Annotated in this window: 15 protein-coding genes and 3 pseudogenes; 16 read left to right on the plus strand and 2 right to left on the minus strand. The window is 56.2% G+C overall.

Annotated features, from left to right (window positions below; all coding sequences use genetic code 11):
* Positions 1-232: 232 nt before the first annotated feature.
* The gene (locus ACM6I7_RS11490; protein ID WP_414888608.1) at positions 233-877 is read right to left on the minus strand and encodes a TetR/AcrR family transcriptional regulator; all 645 of its coding nucleotides are present in this window, start codon (positions 875-877) and stop codon (positions 233-235) included.
* Positions 878-988: 111 nt separating this feature from the next.
* On the opposite strand from ACM6I7_RS11490, the gene ACM6I7_RS11495 reads away from it, so the two are divergent.
* Together ACM6I7_RS11495 and ACM6I7_RS11500 are read left to right on the plus strand one after the other, a co-directional pair.
* On the plus strand, positions 989-1,882 hold the full coding sequence (locus ACM6I7_RS11495; RefSeq protein WP_414888609.1) for an NAD(P)/FAD-dependent oxidoreductase: 894 nt from the start codon (positions 989-991) through the stop codon (positions 1,880-1,882).
* Between the two features lie 21 nt (positions 1,883-1,903).
* Complete coding sequence (locus ACM6I7_RS11500; RefSeq protein WP_414888610.1) at positions 1,904-2,377, plus strand: methyltransferase family protein; 474 nt, start codon at positions 1,904-1,906, stop codon at positions 2,375-2,377.
* Between the two features lie 88 nt (positions 2,378-2,465).
* Here the strand turns inward: ACM6I7_RS11500 and ACM6I7_RS11505 are convergent.
* Positions 2,466-2,570 (minus strand): annotated as a pseudogene (locus ACM6I7_RS11505) (low affinity iron permease family protein); the annotation flags it as partial.
* A gap of 283 nt (positions 2,571-2,853) precedes the next feature.
* Here ACM6I7_RS11505 and ACM6I7_RS11510 point away from each other — a divergent pair.
* The 14 genes and pseudogenes from ACM6I7_RS11510 to ACM6I7_RS11575 all read left to right on the plus strand — a co-directional run bounded on the left by ACM6I7_RS11510 (position 2,854) and on the right by ACM6I7_RS11575 (position 23,967).
* A complete protein-coding gene (locus ACM6I7_RS11510) occupies positions 2,854-3,858 on the plus strand; it encodes a fimbrial protein (protein WP_346650329.1) in 1,005 nt (334 codons plus the stop codon).
* A gap of 93 nt (positions 3,859-3,951) precedes the next feature.
* Entirely contained in the window at positions 3,952-6,762 is a 2,811-nt protein-coding gene (locus tag ACM6I7_RS11515) for an ATP-binding protein (RefSeq protein ID WP_103366974.1), read from the plus strand.
* Positions 6,749-7,936 carry an EAL domain-containing response regulator gene (locus ACM6I7_RS11520; RefSeq protein ID WP_346650330.1) on the plus strand — a complete coding sequence of 396 codons (1,188 nt, stop codon included), beginning with the start codon at positions 6,749-6,751 and terminating at the stop codon, positions 7,934-7,936. The genes ACM6I7_RS11515 and ACM6I7_RS11520 overlap by 14 nt, the downstream gene beginning before the upstream one ends.
* Before the next feature lie 87 nt (positions 7,937-8,023).
* Positions 8,024-11,185, plus strand: a complete 3,162-nt coding sequence (locus ACM6I7_RS11525; protein ID WP_414888611.1) for an ATP-binding protein — start codon at positions 8,024-8,026, stop codon at positions 11,183-11,185.
* Between the two features lie 22 nt (positions 11,186-11,207).
* Entirely contained in the window at positions 11,208-11,855 is a 648-nt protein-coding gene (locus ACM6I7_RS11530) for a response regulator (RefSeq protein ID WP_103366971.1), read from the plus strand.
* A 109-nt stretch (positions 11,856-11,964) separates the two neighbouring features.
* Positions 11,965-12,552, plus strand: coding sequence for a fimbrial protein (locus ACM6I7_RS11535; protein WP_011334439.1), 588 nt, complete (start codon positions 11,965-11,967; stop codon positions 12,550-12,552).
* A gap of 72 nt (positions 12,553-12,624) precedes the next feature.
* On the plus strand, positions 12,625-13,374 hold the full coding sequence (locus tag ACM6I7_RS11540) for a molecular chaperone (RefSeq protein WP_414888612.1): 750 nt from the start codon (positions 12,625-12,627) through the stop codon (positions 13,372-13,374).
* Between the two features lie 85 nt (positions 13,375-13,459).
* Positions 13,460-15,946: a fimbria/pilus outer membrane usher protein gene (locus ACM6I7_RS11545; protein ID WP_414888613.1), complete on the plus strand. Its 2,487-nt coding sequence runs from the start codon at positions 13,460-13,462 to the stop codon at positions 15,944-15,946.
* 157 nt (positions 15,947-16,103) lie between these two features.
* Positions 16,104-16,839, plus strand: a pseudogene (locus ACM6I7_RS11550) (DUF4123 domain-containing protein).
* Positions 16,839-17,912, plus strand: a pseudogene (locus tag ACM6I7_RS11555) (DUF6531 domain-containing protein); the annotation flags it as partial. The pseudogenes ACM6I7_RS11550 and ACM6I7_RS11555, both read left to right, overlap by 1 nt.
* Positions 17,913-18,279: 367 nt before the next feature.
* Positions 18,280-19,455, plus strand: coding sequence for a GNAT family N-acetyltransferase (locus ACM6I7_RS11560; protein ID WP_414888614.1), 1,176 nt, complete (start codon positions 18,280-18,282; stop codon positions 19,453-19,455).
* Between the two features lie 229 nt (positions 19,456-19,684).
* Positions 19,685-20,287: a hypothetical protein gene (locus ACM6I7_RS11565; RefSeq protein WP_102688677.1), complete on the plus strand. Its 603-nt coding sequence runs from the start codon at positions 19,685-19,687 to the stop codon at positions 20,285-20,287.
* A 741-nt stretch (positions 20,288-21,028) separates the two neighbouring features.
* Positions 21,029-22,165: an SIR2 family protein gene (locus ACM6I7_RS11570; RefSeq protein ID WP_414888615.1), complete on the plus strand. Its 1,137-nt coding sequence runs from the start codon at positions 21,029-21,031 to the stop codon at positions 22,163-22,165.
* Positions 22,162-23,967 carry an ATP-binding protein gene (locus ACM6I7_RS11575; protein WP_414888616.1) on the plus strand — a complete coding sequence of 602 codons (1,806 nt, stop codon included), beginning with the start codon at positions 22,162-22,164 and terminating at the stop codon, positions 23,965-23,967. The genes ACM6I7_RS11570 and ACM6I7_RS11575 overlap by 4 nt, the downstream gene beginning before the upstream one ends.
* Positions 23,968-24,082 lie beyond the last annotated feature (115 nt).

Raw genomic sequence — 24,082 nt, forward strand, 5'->3', positions numbered from 1 at the left:
GTCGACCGGTTGAATCCACAGCCGATAGCTGCCGCTCACTAACGGAGGCCTTCGGCCAATAACAGCCGCTCTTGGCCAGAGACAGCAGCTTGAAGGAGTCTACGAATCTATGGTCGACTCAGGCTACGATGCTGAGTACTTACGCCAATTATCGGACGCATCCTGTGATCCCGTTGCGAACCCTGAAGCGCAAATCCAATGCTAGGCCAAGCTGCTCCAGAGCAATTAAATACTATCCACCCACAGTGTCGCTGCGACCGTGCGCGGCGATGAACATAGCGACGGCCGACCGGCAATAGGATTCAATTTCGCCCTCTGCTCTCGCCAAATCGAAGCGGGCGATCATCAGTAGATCGGACCCTTTGAATAACGCGGCAAACAAACGGGCGGCTTGGTGGGGATCAGGTACGTTGAGAAGCGCCTTCGCGTGAAGCTGGCGCAATAGGACCTCGATGTCGGCGATGACGCGGGCGGCGCCGGCTTCGTAGTGGCGCCTGCTCAAGTCGTTTTGGCTAGTTTTATCGGCCATAACCATGGCTTCGATACTGCTGACGTCTGGTCTCAACAGCGTGCGCAGTAGAGATGTTCCCACTGCCATAAGTTGGTCTTCCACCGAACCTTCAGCACCTTCAAGCAGGGCCTGTGGCGCAAACGACTGCTGGCAGCCGGCCGCGATGGCTGCGCTGAACAGCGCCTCCTTGTTCTCGAAGCGCCTATAGATGCTGAGCTTGGATATCTTCGCCCGCTGGGCGACCTTGTCCAACGTCGTCGCTTGAAAACCCAATTCCACAAAAAGCTCGCTCGCGGCGTCGAGTATCGTTTGGGCAAGCGCCTCGTTGGTGGGTCGGCCGCGCCGGCCCTGAATGGTTTCAGTCATAATATTAGTACTTTACAGTATCTTAAATTAAGGTCTACGATACCATTCAGTATCTTAAAATTGCAATCCAACGGCTAGGTTACAACCGGCCCTTCAGCGGAGCCCATCACAATGAATGACGTCATCATCATCGGCGGAAGTTTTGCAGGTCTCGCCGCCGCTTTGCAGCTCGGCCGTGCCCGTCGCAAGGTTATCGTTCTCGATACCAGCCGGCCGCGTAACCGCTTTGCCGGCCATTCGCATGGTCTGCTCGGTCACGATCACACGCCGCCGCTGGACATACTGGCTGCGGCGAGACAGCAGTTGGCGCGCTATCCAACGGTCAAGCTGGTCATTGCCCGGGCGGAGAAAATTTCTGGCGTAATCGACGATTTCTGCGTTGTCACTGACGATCACGAAAGCCTACGGGCCCGCCGCGTGATCCTGAGCTATGGCGTCACCGACCAGATGCCTGATGTTCCAGGCTATGCCGAGAGTTGGGGCACGTCCATCGTTACCTGCCCCTATTGCGACGGCTTTGAAGCCGCCGGCCAGCATTGGGGCCTCGTGTGGTCCGGCCCGCAATCGCACAACCAGGTCAGACTGTTCCTCGATTGGACCGACAGGTTGACTGTCTTTGCCAATGGTCACGAAATTGCGCCTGATATCCAGGCCGATCTGACGCACCGCAACATACCTGTTGTCGATGGGCGGATCGTTGAGATCGCCCATCATAAGGGGCATATCGCCACGGTCAATCTCGGCACCGGCTCCACTGTTGCGGTCGACATCCTGTTTGCTCATCCGCGCAACAAGCCGTCCGCAAACCTGCATGAGTCGCTGGGCCTTGCCACGATGGATACGCCCACCGGCGTCGTGCTCAAGGTCGACGAGCGTCGCCAAACCAGCACGCCCGGTATCTACGCCGCCGGCGATCTCACCACTCCCATGTTGCCCTCGGTCACCCAGGCATCATCGCAGGGCGCGATGGCGGGTATTTTCGCCCAGCAGTCGATGCTGGCTTGAGCGCATAGAGAGGAGATGAACATGGCCGTCGAACCAGACAGCGCGGGGGTGCGCTTCCCTCCGCCCTTCATCTATCTGGGAGCGCTGCTGTTGGGGCTGGCGGCGGAGCGGTTCGTCGCCCCGCGCTCCTTCGGCATCGACCGGTGGTGGCTGGTCGCGATGGGCGCGCTGCTGTTCGCTGCCGGCGCGGCGACGATGCTTGCGGCGGTGGGGCTCTTCCGACGCCTGGGCACCCACGTTCCGCCGTCGCGACCAACGACCTTCATCGCATCGACCGGTCCTTATCGGTGGACCCGCAATCCGATGTATCTCGGCATGGCGCTTGTCTATGCCGGCATTGCTGTCGGCTTCGACGGAGCGATCGCCTTGGCTTTGCTTCCGTTGGTGCTGATCGTGATCCAGAGGCACGTAATCGCTCGCGAGGAGCGCTATCTCGAAGCGAAGTTCGGCGACGAGTACCGACGCTACAAGGCTGAGGTTCGCCGCTGGCTCTGATTATTCAGGAGCTGCCGCCTGCGGGATTTTGACAACCGAAACCGACCTTCCAATGGGCCCTGATTTAGTAAGTAACCAAGGGCCGCTTTTGGCCCTGTGTGTTCTGAATGAGGAACACCATCAGGAAGGTGATGATCGTTGTGGAAGTGTTGATGATCAGTTGCCAAGTGTCGTTGTAATGGAAGTACGGCACTGCCTAGGCAGCGAATGTCAACGTAATAGTTAGAGGGCTAGGTAATTATTTGACCAGTGAGCTGAATTTTATTGCGTGGGCGCCTGCCTTCGCGAGCAGGCTCGCTCCTATAGAGAACGTGTTCATGCAGGGAAAAACGCAGTCAAAGCGGGAGCGAGCCTTGCCCGCGAACGCGGTAATACGGTGCAAGGGGACGATTGCTTTCTAGGAATTGCCTGATGTCCAGCGTTGTGTGTCGCGGCTAACGTACGCCGCTCATTGGCCGATACGTAAAGCCCTTTTCATGAAGCGTTTCCAGCCCCAGCGCCCTACCCCGATCACGAAATTGATTCACACGCTGTGCCTGACGCTGCTCTTCGCGTCCAGCTACGCTGGCGCGGCTAATTGCTCGTTCTACCCAAAACATCATCAAACAATTCTCACTATGCAAGTACCCGCTACACTTTCCATTCCTCGTGACACACCTAACGGCACCTTAATATATGAAAGTCCGCCAATCACACTCGGCCCTACGCCCAGCTCATACAAATGCACTAACGAGTTTTCATATGGTGTTTTGAACAACGTCGGCGTGTCTAAATCGGGCGACCTTGTTTACGCGATAGGAAACACTGGACTTGCATGGCAGTGGTCTTTCAAAGACAACATAACCATACCCATTTATCCAGGCATTCAGCGGGAAGCGGGCGGATACGGATGGGACACCACAAGACATGTGCTACGACTATTCAAAATAGCGGATGTAATCGATGTACAGAAAATCCCGGCAGGAACACTTGGGACTTTTCATGCAGATGGAGTGTCACCACTCGCAATGGCGACCAATGGCACAACGATTGTGCCTCAATCCTGTGAAACGCCTGACATCAAAGTAGACATGGGGGCGCATGACATGAGTAGCTTTGGCCAAAACGGCGCCTATTCTGAGCCGATCAAATTTGACATCAACCTTAACAACTGTCCGTCAGGCATAAATAAAGTAACTTATATGCTCAAGCCTACCCTGACGTCTCCTTCGCAAAACTCCACGAGCGGCATCGTAAAGTTGAGTGCAGATTCAACTGCCCAGGGTGTGGCTTTGCAAATACTCAATAGTGATGGGACCCCGCTCGTTTTACATCAAAGCTATGTGTTCACGGACTATCCCGCTGCGGGAGGTAACTTGAAGATCCCCCTCAGCGCTCGATACTTTCGCATTGCTGAAACAGCTGGCAATGGCGGGTTTGACAAGGGCATGCGCGCCGGAACAGCCAACGCAACAATTGCCTTTGTCATGAGTTACTTGTGAATCCATTAACGCGTTGCCACAGCCGATTGTTCGCGCCCCATCTTTAGGAATCGTCTGATTTTCGTCGTGCCCGGCCCGCCCTACTGTGCCGGGATGCGCTTGAAGAACTACCTCCACCAGATCAGCCCTGTCCTGTCCACGCCTCACGCGGCGCGACGCTTGTTGCGCATTTTTGCGTTGGTATTGCTGGCAGGCATCCTCGGCGGCGTGTACAGCTTTCTGCTGTTTACCTTCAACAATGAAATTTCCCAGCGGCGCAGCTACATGAGCAGCGCCATCGCCGAGGCGCACACGTTTTTCACCGGCCGTGAAGCGCTGCTCGAAAGCCTGAGTCTGTCGGCGACCCGACAGACCGCGCTGAGCGCGCCGCTGTCCGAAGAGGAGATCCGTCTGCTGCTCGGACACCCCCCCGGCAAGCAATGGAGCATCTGGCTGACCCAGCGCATGCGCGACTTCCTGCAAGCGCGCAAATTGAATCTGCTGTACGTCAGCAGCGGCGCCGATGCCCAGGTCTGGCGCTTGTACAACACGACTCCCATGGCCGACGACTTTCCGCATGAGATGCTTGATCGTCTGGAAACCCTCAAGTGCGACAACAACGGTGCCCTGAAAGAGATCTGGCTGACCCACAACTGGCAAGGGCACTCGCAGCTGTACATCTTCATTCGTCTGGATGAGCGCGACCTCGATTCTGGCTGGCTCGGTCTGGAGATGGATGACCGCGAAGTCTCCAATGCGCTGAGCGACCACAGCGCCGGCGAGTTCACCATGTTCAATTCTCAGGGCATGCCGTTATTCAGCAACAGCCACAAGCCGCCGCCCGGGCAGAATCTGCCGCTGCTGCGTCAGCAGGATTTCTTCGGTTTCGTCGGCGACGGCTGGCTGCCCGAGCAACTGGTATTGCGCAAACAGCTCAAGTCGTCGGACTGGCAACTGACCTACTCCATCGACTTACTCGCCGTGCTGTGGGCCTTGTGGCCGCAGTTGCTCGGTGCGCTGGCGTTCTGTCTGGCGAGCATCAGCCTGGTGTGGCTGCTGATCCGTCGTCTGGAACATCGTTTCATCACGCCGACCCTGCAGCGGATTCAGGCCCTGGTCGAAAGCGAGCTGTTCAGCCGCGACGTGATACAGACCGCGCCCGTGGCGCTCTGCGTATTGCGGCGCAGCGATGCTCGAGTGGTGCTGGAAAACACCCTCGCCCGGCACTGGCTGGGCGAATGCGGCCAGCAACTCGGGCCTGGCTGGATCCGCGCTGCGTTTGCGGATAAATCGCCGTGCCTCACCGATTATTTCGAAACCGCCGACGGTCGCCACCTGTACCTGAGCTGCGCGCCGACCCGCTACAAGGGCGAAGACGTGTTACTTTGCGCCTTCAGCGACATCAGCGCGCGCCGGCAGATCGAAGCAGCGCTGGAACGGGCGCGCCAGTCGGCCGATGCCGCCAACGAAGCGAAGACCCTGTTTCTGGCGACCATGAGCCACGAAATCCGCACACCGCTGTATGGCGTGCTCGGCACTCTCGAACTGCTCGCTCGCACTCAGCTCGATACTCAGCAGAAAAGCTACTTGCGGGCGATCGAAGGCTCGTCCGCGACCCTGCTGCAATTGATCTGCGACGTGCTCGACGTGTCGAAAATCGAGGCCGGGCAACTGGCGCTGGAACTCAGTGACTTTTCCATCGTCGCCCTGGCCCAAGAGGTTGTGCAGGGCTACGCGGCAGCGGCGCAGAGCAAAGGTTTGCAGCTGTATGCCTGCTTCGATCCGCAACTGCCCGACAGCCTGATTGGCGACATCAGTCGTGTCCGGCAGATTCTCAACAATCTGCTGAGCAATGCGGTCAAGTTCACCGATTCCGGACGCGTGGTGCTGCGGGTCAACGTGCTGTCTCGCGAAGGCGAGCGCGTCTGCGTGCAATGGCAGGTATCGGACACCGGGCGCGGCATTGCCCACGATGATCAGGCGTTTATTTTCGAGCCGTTCTACCAGACCCAAGGCAACAGCCACGTCATTGCGGGTACCGGGCTGGGCCTGCCGATCTGTCTGCGGCTGACGAATTTGATGAACGGCACCCTGCGGATGGTCAGCGAACCGGGGCTGGGCAGCAGTTTTTCCCTGACCTTGCCGCTTGAGCAGCGCTCGGGCAACACGCCGCCTGACACACAACCGAAACTGGCGGGGGACATCATTTACGTGGTGTCGCCAGTACGCGAACTGGCCGACAGCCTCGCTGGCTGGCTGCGCCGCTGGGGCGCCCGCCCGCACGTCGGCGCGCCGGCCAGTCAAGTACCTGCCGACGGCGGCGTATTGCTTGAGCTATACCCGGCGCCGATGGACCAGCGCAGCGAACTGCGCTGGTCAGGGCCACGTGTGCTGGCCAGCGGCGCGGGTGCCTGTGAGCCGCAATCCACAGTCGACGGCTGGATAGCGAATCTGAACGATCTGGCCGCAATCCGCCAGGCCGTGCGCCAGGCTCAGGGCGGCGCCGTTATCGAGCATCAGCAGACACAGACCCAGGCGTTGGCGCCGCTGCACCTGCACATCCTCGTCGCCGAAGACAACGCGATCAACCAGTTGATTCTGCGCGACCAGCTGCAAGAACTCGGCTGCACGGTGGCGCTGGCCAGCGATGGCGAAGAGGCCTTGTCGCTATGGCAGGCCAACACCTTTGATGTCGTGCTCAGCGACGTCAACATGCCGCGCCTCAACGGTTATGAACTGGCCAAGGCCCTGCGCAGACTGGGCTGCACCACGCCGATCATCGGCGCCACCGCCAACGCCCTGCGCGGCGAAGAGGCGCTGTGTCTGGCCGCCGGCATGAATCACTGCCTGATCAAACCTTTTACGCTAAGAGCCTTGTCGATCGTCCTGGCTCCCTACCAACGAGTCGCCCATGAAGTCCCCTAGCCTGCTGATTGTCGAAGATCACCCGTTCCAGCATCTGTACTTGCAGAACCTGTTCAACGAGCTGGGTGTCTTCGATCTGGAGTTTGCCAGGGACGGCGAAGAAGCCTTGCGGCGCCTGAAAAACCGCGAGTTCGACCTGGTGCTCACCGACCTGCTGATGCCAGGCATGGACGGCGTGCAGTTCATTCAGGGCCTGGCCGCGCAGTCCTCCCGCCCGGCACTGGCGATCATGAGTGCCGCCTCACGGCGCATGCTGATGGGCGCGAGCCTGGTGGCGAGCAATCTGCAGGTCAAAGTTATCGGGCTGATTTCCAAACCGGTCAACAGCGCCGCCCTGCGTTGCCTGATCGACCAGTTGCAGGCGCTGCGTCAGGACGTGCCGATCGCCGCGCAGGCTGGCATCGACCGCCAGAGCCTTGAACGGGCGTTGGATAACGGTGAGCTGCAGGCCTGGTTTCAACCAAAGAAGGCGCTGGATAATGGTCGCATCGTCGCCGCCGAAGCACTGGTGCGCTGGGCTCACCCGGAACACGGCACATTGTTGCCCGGCGCATTTCTACCGGCGCTGATCGCCTGCGATCTCGAAGAGCACCTGCTCTGGCGGGTACTGGAACAGGCTATGGCCGCCCAAGCGGTATGGCGCCAGCAGGGCTATGACATTCCGGTGTCGATCAACCTGCCGACGCACCTGCTCAACAGTCACGACCTGCCGGATCGCATTCTCGCTTTTGTCCTGCAACACAACGGGCTGCCGGCGCGGATCTGTTTCGAGTTGATGGAGTGCTCGGTGCCCGATGACATCAGCAATTTCTACGCCGGTGCCTGCCGCTTGCGAATCAAGGGTTTCGGCCTGTCACAGGATGATTTCGGCAAGGGCTACAGTTCCTACATGAACCTGGTCTCAGCCCCTTTCACCGAACTGAAAATCGATCGCGCGCTGGTGCAGGGTTGCAACCGCAACGCCGAACTGGCGCAGGCGCTGACCAGCATTGTCACCCTTGGCCGGCAACTGGGTCTGACGGTGGTCGCCGAAGGCGTAGAAACCGCGCAGGAACTTGCTCTGTTGCGTAAAATCGACTGCACTCAGGTCCAGGGTTTCCTGATCTCCCACGCCGTGTCTTCGGAGCAGTTCCAGCAGTTGCTCTGTCATGACGGACCGGCGAATGTCTGGTGATCCGCAGCACGCGGTGGACGACCGCCACTTGCCATCGAGGTCAGCCGTGTTCAAACGCTTATCCACTTTTATCGACCGAGCGTATTGATGCCGCACGCCAATGCCCTGCTGGAAAAACTTGCCAACAGCTCGCAGCGCCTGAACAAGGGCTTGCTGATCCTCGGCGCGCTTGCGCTGCTGTTGCTGGGTATCAGTTATCTGGGCGTGCAGCGCATGGTGGAAGAACAGCGCGATACTCTGCAGTTTCACTTCGCCCGCCTGATGGAAAACATTCGTGAGCAGGAGGCCTTTCTCGGTGACATCTCACGGGCCGGCGCCAGCGGTGATTACTTGCCGGTTACCGTGGCGTCGCCGGTGGTGCAAAAACTGTTGCCCGAGGAAGGCCCGAACATTTATCAAGGCCGCGGGTTGCCGTTTTCGTTACCGTTCAGCGTGAAGATTGATCCGCAGCGAATTGCCCCCGACCAATATCCCAAGGTGTTTGCGCTGGGCAGCTATCTGGCGGCGTATTACAGCGCCTTCTGGGCGGCATCGCATTACCAGTCGCCGCAGGTGATCCTGCTCAACGGCCCCGATAATTTCGACATCGCCGTGCCTGCCACCGGCCGTTTGCGCGGCGCCGGGCCAACGCAGGTAGGCCGGTTCGTCGAGCTCATGACCCAAATGAACATGCAGCGCCACTCACAGACTTCAGAGCAAGTGCACTGGGCGCCCTACCCGTTCGAGCAGGACAACGATGGCACCCCGAGCCTGCTGGCCTACGTGCGGATGAACCTGAGCAAACCGACGCTGAGGATTGAGGGGGCGAACACCTGGGTGGTGCTCGGCTCGCTGTTAAAACTGTCGCAGGTCAACAATATCGAGCGTTTGATGGAGTGGTCGATCTACGACAATTTCACCCTGATCACGCCCAACGGCACGGTGTTGATCGGTGCGCTCAAGCCAAATCAAATGCTCGATGACGGCGCGAATCTGACCCGCGACGGCCTGGTGTTCAAGCTGACCAGCGCCGGCGACCAACGATGGACGGCGATCTATGTAATCAGCGTGCGGAGTTTTCTCGATTACGCGCTGTGGCCACTGCTGTGCCTGCTGGCTCTGGTGCTGGCCCTGCTTGGCAGTGGCCGCGCGCTCAATCGCTGGTACACCGACCGCGTTATCCTCCCCGCGCAAAGTGCCCACGCTAGCATCGCCGAAAGCGAAGCCTTCAGCCGTGCGGTCATCGACACCGCGCCGACCGGCCTGTGCGTGATTAGCCGCCGCAATCATCAGGTGTTGCTGGAAAACCAGCTCGCCCAGCAATGGCACGACACTGGCGAACTGATCAGCCTGCTTGACCAGCAGGCGGCGACTGGCCATGGCCATGCCGAACTGGAGATAGACAGCCGGCATTTGCATGTTGCCTTCGTCGCCACCCGTTATCAGGGCCAGGACGCCTGGCTGTGTGCGCTGCACGACGTCACCCGCCATGTTGAAGACTCGGCGGCGCTGGAAGTCGCGCGTCAGGCCGCCGACTCGGCGAATCAGGCCAAGAGCCGTTTTCTGGCGACCATGAGTCATGAAATCCGCACGCCGCTGTATGGCGTGCTCGGCACTCTGGAGCTGCTTGGCCTGACCGCGCTCGCCCCGCGCCAACAGGATTATCTGGAAACCATTCAGCGCTCGTCGGCCAGTCTGTTCAAGCTGATCAGCGATGTGCTGGATGTGTCGAAGATCGAGGCCGGGCAGATGAACCTCGAGCTTCAGCCATTCTGCCCGCTAGAGCTGACCGAAGACGTAGTGCGCAGCTACGGCGCGTTTGCCCGCGGCAAAGGGTTGCAATTGTATGCCTGCATCGATGCAGCACTGCCGGATCACCTGCTCGGTGATGCGCAGCGCATACGCCAGATCCTCAACAACCTGCTGAGCAACGCGATCAAGTTCACCGACAACGGCCGTGTGGTCGTGCGTGTTCGCGTGCTGCAAAACTCAGGCGGTCACGCCCGGGTGCAGTGGCAGGTCAGCGACTCGGGCGTGGGCATTTCCCAGGCGCAGCAACAGCAATTGTTCGACCCTTTCTATCAAGTCAACGAGGCCGACAGTCATGCCGGCGCGGGTCTCGGTCTGGCCATTTGCAAATGGCTGTGCGAGTTGATGCACGGCCAGTTGAACGTGGTCAGTGAACCGGGACTGGGCAGCTGCTTCAACTTGCAACTGATGCTCGAATGCGCCTCGGGCAGCCTCGCCGATTGCCCGGCGTTCGGCGCCGACAGCCCCGCTGTCTACGTGCGTGCGCCAGTCGCTGAACTGGCGCAACATCTGATGGCGTGGCTCAACCGCTTTGGCCTCGACTGTCGACTGGTGACCAACGAGCTGCCGCCTCCTTCGGCGCTGCTGATCGATCTTGCACCACTGGCCAGCGCTACAGCTTTCGCTGGCCAGCGAATCGTCGCAATTGCCGCTGGCCCCAACCCGGCGCAGGTGAGCGGCAATGGTTGGCAGGTCGATGCCGACGACGTGCGCGCGATCGGCTGGGCGATTGCCCTCGCCGTGCACGGCGCCGGTCAGCAGCGCCCGCCGTCACGGCAGGCAAGCACCCGAGCGCTGAACCTACGTGTGCTGGTGGCCGAGGACAATGCGATCAACGCAGCAATCATCAAGGAACAACTGGAGGCGCTGGGCTGCTCGGTAGTCGTCGCGGCCGATGGCGAACAGGCTTTGGCGCACTGGGCACCGGGGCGCTTCGATTTGCTGCTGACCGACGTCAACATGCCGGTCATGAACGGCTATCAACTGGCCGCAGCACTGCGAGAGCAGGATGCGACGCTGCCGATCATCGGCGTCACCGCCAATGCCCTGCGCGAAGAAGGCGAGCGCTGCGCCGCCGTCGGCATGAACGCGTGGATGGTCAAACCGTTGAACCTGGCGACGCTGCGTGCGCAACTGCAAAGCCATTGCCAGACTACCATCGCACCGATTGCCGATGCTCCCCCGACGCTATCGCCGAAAATGCGCGAGCTGTTTGTCGTGACCCTGCGCCGCGACATTCAGAGCACCCTCAGCGCGCTGGACGCGGCCAACGCCGACAGCGTCGCGCAGCAACTGCACAGCATGGCCGGGGCACTGGGCGTGGTGCAAGTCGCGACACTGGCCAGCGCATTTGTCGAACTGGAATGTCGCCTGACCGGCATGGCCATCACCCCGGCGCTGGCCGTGGAGGTGCGTCAACAACTGGCGCACCTGAGCGACCTGCTCGACGCCCTTGAATAATTTCACTCTGGATAAAGCACCCATGGAAACCTTCAACGTTGTCATCGCCGATGATCACCCTATCGTCCTGCTGGGGGTGCGGGAACTTGTCGAGCGTGACCGCCGCTTCAGCGTAGTGGGCGAAGCCGTTTGCCCCGATGAGCTGATCGACTTGCTGACGACCCGGCCGGTAGACCTGTTGATCACCGATTTCAACATGCCCGGTGACTCGCGCTACGGTGACGGGCTGAAACTGGTGGAATACGTGACCCGGCATTTCCCTCAGGTGCGGGTGCTGGTTCTGACCATGATTTCCAACCCGTTGATCCTGACCCGTCTGCAGGAACTCGGTGTACTGTCGGTGATTCAGAAAAACCAGTTGCACGTTGAAATAGAAGTGGCGCTCAAAGCCATTGCCAAAGGCAATACGGTTCGCAGCAAACAACCCGCACCCACTTCGGTGCTGGAAAATAGCGCTGACCTCGATGAACGTTTTGCTCGTCTGTCGCCCAAGGAACATGAAATCCTGCGCTTGTTTGTGCAAGGACAAGGCGTCAATGAAATAGCCCGGGGACTTAACCGAAGTGCCAAGACAATCAGTACGCAGAAAGTTTCCGCCATGCGCAAACTTGAAGTAAGCAGCGATCAGGAGTTACTGGCTTATTGTATCGAGCGCAACTTGTTCAACTAGACAATTGCGCACTTCAGCATGACTTTCCGCGCATCTAGGAATCGTCTGATGTTCCAGCGCAAGTACGCGATTTATTGTGTTGCTTTAACCCCACCAATGGAAAAGCAACATGAAAAAGCTGTCTCGCACGCTTCTCGCCCTGTCGATCTTCGCTGCCGGTAATGTTCTGGCGGCCGATCCTGTTTCGCCAACCAAGGCTGGCAGCGGCACCATCAATTTCACCGGCACCATCAACAACGATGCCTGCTCGGTCGAAGGCGCCGGCAAGGACAAGACCATCTCGGTCAACATGGGCGAAGTGTCGATCAAGGACATGGGCACCGCCACCGCGCCGAAAGGCAACGGCACCCTGAGCGTCGAAAACTTCGACATGAAGATCAACTGCAATGCCGGGACCAAGGTGGCCATGATCTTCGAACCGACCAAGGGCGCAGGTTCGGGAATCGAAACCGGAACCAAGGTCCTGAAACTGATCGATGGCCTGGGCTCGGCGAAAGGCATCGGTATTGCCCTGCTTGATTCCAACGGCGCCGTGATCGACCTGACTTCGCCAACCACTGCGCGGATTGAAAACACTCTGCAGGACAGCAACACCACGCTGAAATTTTCGGCCGCCTACGTGACCACCGTCGATCCTAAACTGGCGGTTGCCGGTCGCGGCGATGCGACCCTGCCGTTCACCCTGCAATACGAATAATCGCGCGATTCATCGAGCCAGTGCAGGGCGCAACGGCCCTGCACTTCCCTTCACTTTGCGCGGTAATTGTTCATGTTCTTACGGCATTTCTTATCCCTGTGCGTCGGCCTCCTGGGCCTGTTCGCCGTTAATCAGGCCATGGCCGGTATTTCGTTGAGCAGCACCCGGCTGATTTTCGATGGCAAGCATAAAGAAGCCAGCATCACCGTGCGCAATAGCGGTGCAGACGTATTGGTTCAGTCCTGGATCGACACAGACAGCGACGAAGCAGGTTCAGCGCCCTTCGCCGTCACCCCGCCTCTGGTGCGGGTCAGCGGCGATCAACAGCAGATTCTGCGGGTTATCTACGAAGGCACCGGTATGCCGAGCGACCGCGAGTCGGTGGTGTGGCTGAATGTGCAGGAAATCCCCAAATCGGCGAAAACCGCGAACACCCTGCAACTGGCGGTACGTCAGCGGATCAAGGTGTTCTTTCGCCCCGCCGGTTTGCCAAACAATGCCTATCAAGCGCCAACCGAGCTGCGCTGGCGACTGATCGAGCGCGCCGGCAAGAGCATGCTGGTGGTGAACAATCCAGGCCTCTATCACGTATCGATTGCCGACATAACGATGCAAGCGGGCGCCAGCAGGGAGAAGCCATTCGATTCGATGATGATTGCGCCCGGCGAACACAAAGAATTCGTGCTCAAACAAACTCACGCGGCCAGTTCTGCGCGACTGTCATTCAGCAGCATCAACGACTACGGCGCCCGAGACCGTTATGTCGCGCAACTTTCCGGCAGCACCGAAGTTAGCGCCAGCCTGGATAAAGAATCGCCATAACTCGCGTGCCGCTTTATCAGCCGCACTTTCACTGTATTTCTCTTCGCTCCGTTAGTTCGTATCGGAGGTGATATAGGGTTCCTGCATGTTTTTTTTAAAGCGCGATGGATTGGCGCCGTTATCGGTTGCACTGGTCGTCAGCACAACTTGCCTGGCCGATGGCGAAGAACAATTCAATACATCGTTTCTGCAAGGCGCGACGTCTGCCGTCGATCTGCAGACCCTGCTCGCCGGAAGCCAGGTTCTCCCCGGCACTTATCGGGTCGACCTGTATGGCAATGACACCTTGGTCGGCCGTCGCGATATCGATTTTCGCCGCCAGCCCGACAGCCACAAGGTCGAAGCCTGCCTGACGCTGGACATGCTCAAGCAACTGGGTGTGGATCTTGGCAAGCTGCAGGCCAGCGGCAAGCTCGACGACGCCGCCGACACCTGCCTTGATCTGCCCGCGCTGATCGATCAGGCCACCGTGCGCTATGACGTGCCGCGCCTGCGGTTGCTGGTCAGCGTGCCGCAAAGCGCCATGGAGCGTGGCCGCCGTGGTTATGTCGATCCAGCGCTGTGGGACGAAGGCGTACCCGCAGCGTTCATCAACTATCAGGTGAGCAGCAACCGCAACAGCACCGACGCTGATACCACGTTTGCCAATAACGTCGGCCTGCGCAACGGCATTAACCTCGGCGGCTGGCGCTTGCGCAACGAGTCCAATTTCAACAGCAGCACTGGACGGCCAAGCACGTTCAAGAGCAATCGCAGCTATCTGCAGCACGACGTCACAGCGCTGAAGGGCCAGTTCAGTGCCGGCGATATCTTCTCCGACGCCGACCTGTTCGACAGCGTGCGCTATCGCGGCCTGAAACTGGCCTCCGACGATGGCATGCGTGCCGATAGCGAGCGCGGCTATGCGCCGGTGATTCGCGGTATCGCGCAATCAAGCGCTACCGTGGAGATTCGCCAGAACAATTACATTCTGTACACCGCCAACGTGCCGCCGGGGCCGTTCGAAATCAGCGACATCTATCCCAGCGGCTCCAACGGCGATCTGGAAATCACTGTAATCGAAGCCGACGGTCGGCGCCGGGTGACGGTGCAGGCGTTTTCCAGCCTGCCGATCATGGTTCGCGAAGGGCAACTCAAGTACAGCATCTCGGCGGGCCGCTACAACAGCAATAGCGATGATCAGCAATCGCCGGAGTTCGTCAGCAGCACGGTGGCCTACGGGGTCAGCAGCAACTTGTCGGCGATCGTGGGCACCCAGGCCAGCGAAGATTTCCAGGCGTTTTCCGTTGGCGCCGGGCGCAACACCGCGATCGGTGCGATCTCGCTGGACCTGACCCACTCCAGCAGCCGCACCTTTGGCCAGACCGTCAAGGGCAACAGCCTGCGCGCGTTGTATGCCAAGACGTTCACCGGCACCGACACCAACTTCACCCTCGCCGCTTACCGCTATTCGACCGAGGGCTATCGAACCTTCAGCGAACATGTCGAGGAACTGAGCAGCGAGGGCCAGAGGCGCACCGGTAATTCGAAAACCCGCACCGACCTGACCGTCAACCAGAGCCTGGGGCGCAACCAGCAGTTCGGTAGCATCTACCTTAACGCCAGCGACCAGCGTTATTGGGGGCGCGGCGGTTCGCAGAGCCTGTCTGCCGGCTACAGCAATTATTGGGGAGAGGTCAGCTACAACCTTAGCGCGACTTACACCAAGGATGTCGGCAACTATGGGCCGGCCAACAACGACACTTTGTTCAACCTCTCAGTGTCGTTTCCGCTGGGCTCGAAACCCCGGGCGCCGAGGGCATTCGTTTCTGCCAGTTCGCAGAAGGGCAACAGCAGCACGCAGGTCGGTATCAATGGCTATCTGTCCGAAGACAGCGACACCTATTACTCGGTACAGGGCAGCAACAGTCGCACTGGCGGCAGTACGGGTTCGGCCAACCTCAGCACGCGAACCTCAATGATGGACATCAGTGCCGGTTACAGCCAGGGCCATGGCTACAACTCGCAGAATCTCAACGTCGCCGGTTCGATTGTCGGGCACGCGGGCGGCATCAACCTCGGGCAGACCGTCGGTGAGACGTTCGCGCTGGCACAGGTCGAGGGCGTTGAAGGCGTGAAGATCGCCAGCTTCTCCGGGGCGAAAACCGCTGGCAACGGTTATGCGGTGGTGTCCAACGCGCAGCCGTATCGGGTCAACTGGATCAGCCTCGACACCCGAGATCTGGGCGGTGATTTCGAAATTGAAAACGCCACCCAGCAAGTGGTACCGCGCCGTGGTGCCGTGGTGCTGGCGCGCTATGCCAGCAAGACCGGGCGTCGGGTGCAATTCGCCCTCTTCGATGCGCAGCACCAGCCAATCCCGTTTGGGGCGACGCTGGAAGACGCCGCCGGCAAGCAACTGGCGATCTCCGACCCAAGCGGCAAGGCACTGGCGCTGGTCGCGGATGATGCCGGCACCCTGACCATCAACTGGCAAGGCCAGCGCTGCGAGGCATCGTATGCACTGCCCGAGCGAAACAAGGCGCTGAATTACGAGCGCGCATCCTTGGTATGTCGCCCGCATCAAAACTAGGAGCGAGATTGCTCGCGAAGTGCTGTCAGCCGCACCCTCTCTGCTGGCTGCAAAGCCTGTAAGCGCTTCGTATATCATTTAACGATACCGAAACGCCATCATGCGCAAGAAGTTGCGCAGTAGTGCGAAGAATGCGAAAAATGCAAGGCAGGTGCCTGTGCCATCTGATCGACTGACATCCAGGACTGGCTGACACAACAGCCGTTGCAGACTGGAGAGCGCCTGTACCTGATCGTCAGCGCAGCAAGCGATGCCGACGCGCTGAAAACCCTGTACCTGACCGAACCCACCACCCAGCTCCTGCCGATCTGGGGCGGCACGCCCTACTCCAGCTGGCAACCGGTGATGCCCTACGTCACCGAACTCAAACCGAACTCTGCATTCCTGCCGTGGATCGCTGAAACCGCCGCCCTCGACTGGGGCTGGCTGGCCATATCACGCGCCGAACCGAACGACGTGTTCGGGCACCTGCGCAGCCTTACACAGGTGAAGATGCCGGACGGGACCGAGGTGTTTTTCCGCTTCTGGGATGGGCGGCATATCTACCCGATTCTGAAGGGGCTTGGGAAGAAGGCTGGGGAAGTAATGCCGGTGTTTGAGCGGTATCTGATTAATGGGCAGACGCTGGAGGTTGGGACGCAGGTGTTGCCGAAGGTGAAGGATTGGCCGTGGTGGGAGGTGCCGAAGGACTTGCTGGATGGCTTAGCCAAGGAGAGCCCGACGACACTAATCAGCAACCTGATGCAGTGGCTGGAAGAAGATCGCCCGGATATTTACAACGCTTGGCTGAGAACAACCTGAAGCTGAAAGTCAGCCGTTTCGTGTGCCGCCCGGATGCGCCGAAAAACCTTAAAGAAGCACTGTTAAACCACCTGATTCTGGAGCAAGGCTGATGGATCGCCTTGCCACTATCGAAACTAAATTGGACTCCTTCAAAAACAACCTCAAGCTGTACCGCGAGGAAACCAAGAGCTGGTACGCACAGCTTGCTGACAAAGCTAGCCGAGCAGCTGACATGCCCGCCCTGCTTGATATGGAGCGCGTGATCAAGGCCGGTGACTCCAGCAAGTCTGTCAGCATGAATGATGGAGATTTTTCATACGTCGCCAAGTGCCCGCTTGTAGGGCCGCTGCTGATTGAGAGCAAATTCGAAACGGTTTTCGACATTCCCATCGGCGATATCAAGGTCGATATCATTGCCGTGGATGGAGGCGCCACGTCGACGATTACCTTGGATAAACAGGGTAAAGGCAGTTTTCAGGGACTGCCTGGAAAATCCTACAAGATCCACGTCCACGATCAGGTGCCGCCTGCGCAGATCGACACTCTGTTCAAATCCTAGCGCCCTGATGACGCCTCGAAACAATCGAAGAATCCTGACGACAAAAGTGCGGCGCCGGCCCAAGACACTTGCACCAACGGCTGTCCGGTCTCGATGGTTACGGGCGAAGAATTGCTGACTCTTACCGATGGTCAACTCGATGGTCTGCTGCCGTTTGTGTGGACGCGCCTCTATCGCACCAGTGCGGTCGAGATCGACAGCCGCCTTGGGTTTGGTTGGAGTCACGCTCTTTCGCATCGACTGGATCAGGATGATGAAGGCGTCCTGTGGACAGATAACGAAAACCTAACCACTCGTTTTCCCATGCCGACGCAACAACGCCCCACCATTATCAACAGCCTGTCGAAAGCGGCCATCTACCTGGGATCGCCACCAGGCGAACTCATCCTGACGCAGGCCGGGCAAAATGCGCGCTTTTATCAATTCCGTGCGGGCCGCTTGATCACCATCAGTGACGCGTACGACAACCAGTTACAGCTGAGTTACGACTTCGCTGCCCGCATCCAGCGCATCGACAACAATGCCGGACGCTCCCTTTTAGTCCGCCACGAAGACCGTCATATCGTTGCCGTGGATTATCAGCAGCGTCGTGCTGAGTACACGGATCAGGGTCAACGACAGGATAGCTGCCACTAATGACGGGCAGCTACCGGCCAAAAGCGGACATCGGCAAGCTATCGCTGTCGCTCAAATGCAGCCATCGTCGTAGTCAGTTTCTACGCCACAAAACCAACACAGGCGACAGCTCTTCTTGGGGTGGGGCGGTACTTCCCGGTACTCTGCCGGTGCACTTGCTCGCCTGCCAGAGTCCCCAATTAATTAAAGGTGCCACTCCTCAAATTCTTGCGCTTTCTATTACCCGGTTAAGATCAAGGCATCAGACCTCAACAGTGAGCACTTCAATGATCGAACAAGCGTCAGAGATACCATCAGCAGTATCCTTTCGAGCTGTTTGCCAACAAGGGGCGCCAGCGGCGCCATGGGAGCTCCAATGATCGACGAAGAATCCAGCGAGATGCTGGAAGGCCTGTTTAAATTGGTCAAAGAGATCCGGTCGGCGCCCGCAACCAGAACTCGGCTTTCACCCTACGAAACGAAAATGCTTCGGGACAACGGCGTGACGATCACTGATCTTGGCGACTATGCACTGTTGACTGAAGGCCGCGATTACGGACGGATCGAGCATTACATCGAGTGGCTGGCCGAACAGGCGGATATCCCTGCCCGCAATCTGCTGTACAGGCCGCAGCACATCGGAGATGACACGTGCGGCTTCTTCGGTTTCCAAGTGACTGACGCAGTTGGCCTACTCGTTTACATGGAACAGCTCGGAATCATGGTCTCCGCCGCGTTGTTGGTGGATGAACTTCTTCCGGGGCTTGAGATGCGAACGCTGCTCACAGAAGCCGAGCATTCGATTCTGACCTACAAGCTGTGGACTGGCAGGCGGCTTATGGTCATCAGGTCAACCGCCAAGCGCGTTCCGGGCACTGAGTCGGTGGAGACCTTCCGGAGCCCTACGGGTTACCGCTACAAGATGGTTAGACAGAATGGTCAAGCCATATCCTTGGAAGTGAGGGGCCCCAAACACCGCCAGCTCAAACAGGAAAGCATTGAGTGCGACTACTGCGGCTTGTCATATCTGTCCAATACGCCAGCGGACACTAGGATACATCGGCAAGTCCATCGCCGAGCCGCACAATTGCTGGATCCAGTTCCAAACACCAGATTCGCCAAACGCCTGGCGGAGACAAATCAGCCCATAATTATCGACTCAAAGGCTCCTATGTGGATGCAAAAGGAGGTGTACCGGCGTGCCGTCAAATTCAAGCGCGAATTCCGATACGACTTCGTTCAATGGGCTGGGGACGATGTAAATCCGGTGAAATTTGGCTGGCACGGACACCTGTTCCCGGCCGGACCAGACGGCACCATCGCTGGTGCATGTGCATTCTCAAATGAGCATCCGGGGCCGGGCGGCTTAGAGTGGACACTTGCGTGGGTATGGATCGCCCCTAAATACCGGGGTCAAGGGCTGCTTAAAGCGCATTGGTCTGGACTCGTAGAGCGGTATGGGAATTTTTTCATCGAACCCCCACTGTCCGAAGCCATGCAGGGATTTGTTCGCTCGCACGGTACTGAGAGCCAAATAGCACTTCTAGCCTGAGGATTCACTGACTTCGCCGGACGGGCAAGCGCTTCCATAGGTCAAAATGTGCTTCGGGACCGTTACGGTTAATGCCAATGGCTCATAGCGGCCATTAGCCGACGCTCAGTGCGGTCTACTTCCGATAGATTCGAGCACCAGCGCATATCCTCTGCTCTGTTTCGAATGGAATTTGTCACATGGAGGCGTGCTATACAGCAGGCATCACCAAGAACGGAGAATCAACGAAATGAAACCGCCAGCATTCACAGTCAATGCTTTGGGCGTAATGGTGGCCATCTCCGAACTTGGGGTGTCGGTTATCGCTCAGCAGAAAATTGGAACATTCGCAGTCGCATTCGGACTTTTCGAGGCCCACCTAGAGCCAGCGGTTTGGGCACTAAAACGCGAAAGCGTGAAGGGAGTTAGGCCTTCCACTGATGGGCCACCTGCTTCTCAGTTAGTCACGATTGTAGGAAATGGCAGGGAGGATTTGAGCCCAGGTGCGAACGAAGTCCTGGCACGCGCTGCCGAAGCAGCTCACAAGTTGATGCACTATCGCCACTCCCTGCTCCACGGCTACTTAGTGCCTCTCGGGGAAACAGCATTTTTTATGCGGAATCCTCGGTGGAACGGTGAGGAGAGGAAGCGACCGTTCGGTGATGCTTCAATCGAGGATTACATTCTTGATATGGCAGCAGATGTCGCATGGGTACTGGTACGGATCATCGCCGTACTGCGAAAGATAAACGACGATGCAGAGACAGAGACGAAACTCGAGTCCTTTGCTTCAGACCTCACTAGGATCAAACCATACCTGGGAGAGGTTGCACGGACTTATCGCACTACTTGAGCGCTACAGTTCCTGCGGTGTCATATGAAAAGGCGGCACTTACGTAGATTCCTCCGACTGACCGATTTTGGCCGATTGCTGCCTGTTGTGAGGGGCTGCAATCGATCCAAAGGAGAGGTCAATCTCTGTGTCAGGTTTATTCCAAGAACGGACATTTACCTTTCACCAACATCAAATCAAAAACGGCTTGAAAAGGCTCGCGGCTATTTGCGCTGTAATTGCCAAATCAAATCCCTGTTATCACCCGAGAGATGGGTAATACACTTCCTTGGAAACATTTGTGCTCGTGAAGTAAGTCATTTTTTATCGCGCGTTGACACACTCCACACCCTAAGCGTAGCCAGATCCAGTTTTCCCTGGCACCCCTTCCAAGCAAAACCCTACTGACTTTATCGGCTCTTGGAGTGGACAACGTGCTAGCGTAATACTAGCTTGTTAGGGATAGGTGCCCCGTCAAAGCCAACCATCGAGTCGAACAAATGGAATCCGGGTGCAAAGAGGGAATTTCTTGATGGAACAAAATCACGGCTTAAGCTGCGTACGTTGTTATAAAACGTCTTCAGGTGACGATGTTTCTTTTCTGGTTTTAGGCGCACTCAGTGGGCAATCGGTTAAGCGCTGCCGAAATCGTCATACTGACGACCCTTCATACATGCGAAGACCGAAAGCCAGCCCCCCCTAGAACTGAGATTCTTGGCCGGAAACATTGCCATATATGCAAGTTAAACCAACGGAGCCATTATGTTCGAATCCATTGACCCATTGGATGCATATAACAAAAATGTGAATATTCTAATCGGCTCAGGGGCGTCGGCGGATTTATTTCCAACTTTGGCACTAGAAATTAAAGACGCCACCGGCGGGTGGGAAACAATTGAGACGCTAGCTACAAAGTTCGAGCATTATCCAGAGAAGCGTACAGCCCTATTCATGCATTATTACAACACCTGTATCTTTCCCGTTCAGACATTTTCCCCTTCGGCAGTTCACACTACCAAAGGCAAGGAGAATCTTTTGAATTATCAGGCGCTCATGAAAACCCTGCTAGGCTTTCTTGATCGTCGGAAGGAACTAAATCGTAAAATCAATATTTTTACTACCAACTATGATGGGTGCCTCGCTCATAGTGCGGACCAAATTCAAGCGCAAGGGACGTATGATTTTGTAATCAATGATGGCACGTCCGGCTTCCATAAGAAATATCTACATGCGAAAAACTTCAATACATTTCAATGTCAAACAGGAGTTTTTGAACGAGCCAACTATGGAGTTCCTCAACTAAATATCATCCATCTGCACGGATCTGTTTACTGGTCGAAATACGCAGATAAAATTGAGGTTAGCTATACTAATCAATTTAACCATCTGCTCACTGCAAGGACAATTAGCAAGATCAGTCCATTCTCCAGCTACTTAGGCACCCCGGGCGGGTCTACCGCATGCGTACCAAATGTAAAATTCACTAGTGAGCAAATCTCTAAGTTTTGGCAGGCGTACAATAAGTTACCTATCGTCAACCCAACAAAATGGAAATTCCACGAAACCGTATTTGAAGAGCATTATTACCAGATGCTTCGATTGCTGAGCTATGAGCTTGAAAAGCCGAACTCGATCCTTATTACTTTTGGCTTCTCATTTGCTGATGAGCACATCCTTAAGTTGGTCCAGCGCTCGCTGGTAAACCCTCAACTCCAGACGTTCATTTGCTGCTATAGCTCAGGTAGCGCAGCCTCGATGCGGAAAGAATTTCAGCAATGGAGGAATGTAACTGTAATCGGTCCGCCAGAGGGCGTCAAAATGGATTTTTCCAACTTCAACAAGTACGTGTTGTCGCTCAAACCACAAACTTATATCCCGCCAGAGGATGATCTCGTATGAGTATTGTCGTTGGTGAGGTTATTGCCGTGTCAGGTGTTAGAATTTCTCTTCGTATTTTCGAGGACTCCAGCCACGAGACCATTTTTTACGACGGAATTAAATATCGGGGGGTGTCATTAAGAGAACACCTCCTTATTCAGCGAGGGTTCATTGATATTGTTTGTTTAGTTGAAGGCGAATACCTAGATGAAAAAAAGCTCGATGTAGAAGCCGAAAAAACCATATACGTTCGCAAGGTCGATGTTAGACCCATAGGATATGTTGTTGATGACACGTTCTATGAGGGCGTGAAATACATGCCCATGATCAGAGACCAGGCATTCCTACTAAGCGTATCCATGGTCAGCAAAATTTATGGGACCGAAGGAGATGGCAATTTTTCCATAGGTGCCATGCTAAAGGAGGATGTATCAATAAATCTGCCATGGGCCAAGATATTCAATGGCCATCTTGGCATTTTTGGCAATACAGGGAGCGGCAAATCCAACACTCTCGCCCAACTGTACACCACCTTGTTTAGAGAAAAGTTAGATGGACTGAAGAACAAAAGCCAATTTGTTATCATAGATTTCAATGGTGAATACACTGAAGGACAAATTCTTCCTGCCAAAGATAAAAAAATTACATTATTAGATACCAAGCGAGGTGGGGAAAAATTCATGATCGAAAGCATCCATTTTTGGGATGCGCAGACACTTAGCCTACTATTCCAAGCTACGACCAATACTCAACAGCCTTTTCTTAGGCGGGTAGTAAGTGGCAGAGAGAGATTTAAAGATATACCTCTAGCCAACTACTTTATGAGAACTTTTCAAAAAGTTTTCAGTGCAAGCGAGCCCAAATCTGACGCGCTTGAACTGACTAGAGAAATTGCTAGGTTGGTGTGCTGTGAGGAACTGGAGAAGCATCTTGCAAAAATAAAGTATAACGCCGTAAAGAAGTATTTTTTTCTAGATGGCCATTATTATGACTCTGACGGCAAAAGCTATGCTGCTTTTTTAAAGCCGTTATTGGAAGCACACCTGGACTTGAGCGATCTTGATCAATTTGATGAGCTTATTGTGCGCTGCTATCTTCAGCTCTGCTTGGATGTGCTCTTGGGTTATGCACAATACGAGCATATCCAACCAGTCCTGTCACGGGCCAAATCTTCTATTGATTCCCTTCGGAAAGTAATAAAAATCGTTGATGCGCCAACACCACGTCATCTACTCCATGTGATTTCACTGAAAAAATGCAACAATGAAATCAAGAAACTCCTTCCCATTCTTGTCGCCAAGAATTTCTACATTAATCACAAGGAGTCGGATACTCTAAGAAGCCCGCCAGCGCAAACATTGCATTTAATTATTGATGAAGCCCACAATATACTGTCGGAACAGTCCACGCGAGAACACGAGATATGGAAAGACTATCGCTTGGAACTATTCGAGGAAATAATTAAAGAGGGGCGAAAGTACGGTGTATATCTAACACTTTCGAGTCAGCGACCAGCCGATATTTCTCCCACTATCGTTTCACAAATTCACAATTTTTTCATTCACCGCTTGGTCAATGAACGTGACCTCATGCTTTTGGACAATACCATCAGTACGTTAGATTCATCCTCGAAGGCATTGATACCCACTCTTGCCAAAGGCTGTTGTGTGGTTACTGGTACAGCATTTGACATCCCCATGATTCTTAAAGTTGATCCGTTGGTCAAGGCGCATCGGCCTGCCAGCGATGATGTCAATCTTGAGGAGTTATGGGCCAACCCGAAATCTTCACCGGATATCCTTATTGTTCCTTTACCTGACTGATAGCACTCTTACTAAAAACTAAGGACAGTCGAATCGACGCCAGTTTTGTAGATGTATTGAATGTCTGCTTTTGGCTGTGGATTCAACCGGTCGATGCAACAGATTGGCTAAATCT

It is taken from the genome of Pseudomonas sp. IT-93MI4 (assembly GCF_949767635.1).
GTDB classification, from domain to species: domain Bacteria; phylum Pseudomonadota; class Gammaproteobacteria; order Pseudomonadales; family Pseudomonadaceae; genus Aquipseudomonas; species Aquipseudomonas putida_A.